The sequence below is a fragment of the Roseateles sp. P5_B10 genome (assembly GCF_056400485.1).
On the sequence record NZ_JBFULE010000767.1, the window covers coordinates 1 to 2467 of the forward strand.

Below are 2467 nucleotides of genomic sequence, written 5' to 3' on the forward strand. Positions count from 1 at the left end.
GAGGACAGGCTCACCCGCGTCTGCCAGGCCTTCGATGCCGGCGTGCGCAGCTTCTTCTCCGCCGAACACCTGACCGCTGGTGGCTACATCACGCTGAACCGGCAGAACCAGCCCAGCTTCCACCCGCTGCCCACCATCTCGGCCGGCGCGGTACTGCATCTGCCCGGCAGTTTCGACAGCGCCCACGCGCTGAGCGCCGCCCTGGCCGAACCCAAGCGCGTCGCCAAAGGGCGCGCCGGCGGCAGCCGCTTTTTTGTCGACCGCCGCACGCCGCAGCGCGCCCTGCTTGCGGCCTGACCTTTTTCCGCCACCAGCAACTTGCGCTTGCGCTCACGTCAGGGTCAGGGCCACCGGAAGGCCGCTTGAGCAGGAGGGGTGAGAAGCGCTTCCTACAATGGCGCGGTGAACCTCGACCCCACCCTGAACGCCGACCTGCACTGCCATTCCGTGATTTCGGATGGGACGCTGACGCCCGAGGCCCTGGCCGAACGAGCCAAGGCGGGCGGCGTGGCGCTGTGGTCGCTGACCGACCACGACGAGATCGGCGGCCAGACCCGCGCCATCGCCGCGGCACGGGCGAACGGCCTGGCCTACCTGACCGGCACCGAGATCTCGGTCAGCTTCGCCGGCCGCGTCGTGCACATCGTCGGCCTGGGCTTCGACCATGAGGCGCCCGAGATCATCGAGGGGTTGCGCGCCACCCGCGGCGGCCGCGAACCGCGCGCCCGGGAAATGGCTGCCGGCCTGGCCGAGGTGGGCATCCACGGCGCCTTCGAGGGCGCGCTGAAGTACGTCGGCAACCCTGACCTGATCTCGCGCACCCATTTCGCGCGCTTCCTCGTCGAGGCCGGCCATTGCAGCGACATTCCCGAGGTCTTCCGCCGCTTCCTGACCGAGGGCAAGCCCGGTTTCGTGCCGCACAAGTGGGCGGCGCTGAAAGACGCAGTAGGCTGGATCACCCGCGCCGGCGGCGTCGCCGTCATCGCCCATCCGGGCCGCTATGGTTTCACGCCGACGGAAGAGTACGCACTGATCACCGAGTTCATGGCCCACGGCGGGCTCGGCATCGAGGTCGTCACTGGCAGCCACACCGCGGCGGAGTTCGTGCAGTACGCCGATACGGCCGTCGAGTTCGGCCTGCTGGCCTCGCGCGGCTCGGACTTTCACTGCCCCGAAGAAAGCCGTATCGACCTGGGCACGCTGCCGCCGCTACCGAGCCGGCTGACACCGGTGTGGGCTGAACTGGCTGGTCGGATTCATCACTGATGGCACAGCTCTTCGAAGTCCACCCCGACAACCCCCAGCCGCGCTTCCTGCGCCAATGCGCGCAGATGCTGCAGGCGGGCGGCATCGGTGCCGTGCCGACCGACTCCAGCTATGCCTTTGTCTGCCACCTCAACGACAAGGGTGCAGCCGAAGCCCTGCGCCGCGTGCGCGGCGTGGATGACAAGCACCACCTGACGCTGCTGTGCCGCGACCTGTCGGAGCTGGCCACCTACGCGATGGTGGACAACCGCCAGTACCGGCTCCTCAAGCTCGCCACGCCCGGCGCCTACACCTTCATCCTGCCGGCCACCAAGGAAGTGCCGCGCCGGCTCTCCCACCCGAGCCGGCGCACCATCGGCCTGCGGGTGCCAGAGCACAAGGTCCTCCAGGAGCTGCTGGCCCTGTTCGGCGAACCGCTGCTGTCGACGACGCTGATTCCGCCCGGCGAGACCGAGCCGATGAATGACGCCGCTGACGTCTGCGCCCGGCTGGACCGCCAGCTCCAGTTCGTGCTGGACGCCGGCGCCTGCCCGGCCCAGCCGACCACGGTGCTGGACCTGAGCCAGGGCGACGAGCCCGTGCTGGTGCGCCAGGGGCGCGGCGAGTTGGGCCGGCTGGGCCTGCAACTGGACTGATGCCGCTGCGCGGGATTTCCCCGCAGTTCATCCGCCGCGCCTGCATTTCATCCGGCGGCTCTCGCGCTTGATCGCAGCGGCCTGGAAGGGCGCGGGCTCATTGCCGAAACTGACTCCATCGAACAAGCAATCACGCGGTTCGAAACCCACCGAACGGAGTCCATCATGAGCCTGCAAACTGCCTTCACCGCCGCCGTCCTTGCCTTCTCCGCCATTGCCGCCCAGGCCGCCCCGCAGCCCACCGTCAAGCTGGAACGCGTTGTCGTCACCGGCAAGGCCGTCCGCGCTGAAACTCAAGTGATCGCCCAGCTGCCGCGCGTCGTCGTGACCGGCCACGCCCAGCGTGAAGTGGCTCAACTGCCTCGCGTCGTGATCGTCGGCTACAGCGAAGCCACGCTGGCCCGCCAGACCCTGGCTGCCGCCAAGACCACCGCAAAGCGCGGCTGAGCCGGGCGCCGTCTGAACATGCGAATGACGTCTTTTTCCACCACCGTCGAGCCGAGTCGCCAGTACTGCTGAGCCAGTACTGCCGACTCGGCTCGGCCTATTCCAGGATCTCCTTCAGC

General features: G+C 68.6%; 3 protein-coding genes and 1 pseudogene. All 4 read left to right on the top strand.

Features of this window, described 5'->3' with window-relative positions; genetic code table 11:
- Positions 1-297: pseudogene (locus AC1DU6_RS27290) on the top strand (hypothetical protein); the annotation flags it as partial.
- Between the two features lie 105 nt (positions 298-402).
- Positions 403-1266: a 3',5'-nucleoside bisphosphate phosphatase gene (locus AC1DU6_RS27295; protein ID WP_457323178.1), complete on the top strand. Its 864-nt coding sequence runs from the start codon at positions 403-405 to the stop codon at positions 1264-1266.
- Positions 1266-1901 (top strand): L-threonylcarbamoyladenylate synthase, encoded by a 636-nt coding sequence (locus AC1DU6_RS27300; RefSeq protein ID WP_056198614.1) that lies wholly within the window; start codon positions 1266-1268, stop codon positions 1899-1901. Before AC1DU6_RS27295 ends, AC1DU6_RS27300 begins: the two co-directional genes overlap by 1 nt.
- Before the next feature lie 165 nt (positions 1902-2066).
- Entirely contained in the window at positions 2067-2348 is a 282-nt protein-coding gene (locus AC1DU6_RS27305; protein ID WP_457323179.1) for a hypothetical protein, read from the top strand.
- The last annotated feature ends 119 nt before the right edge of the window (positions 2349-2467 follow it).

Coding starts and splice junctions, on each gene's coding strand:
- AC1DU6_RS27300 (WP_056198614.1), top strand. CDS start 1,266: ATGGCACAGCTCTTCGAAGTCCACCCCGACAACCCCCAGCCGCGCTTC.
- AC1DU6_RS27305 (WP_457323179.1), top strand. CDS start 2,067: ATGAGCCTGCAAACTGCCTTCACCGCCGCCGTCCTTGCCTTCTCCGCC.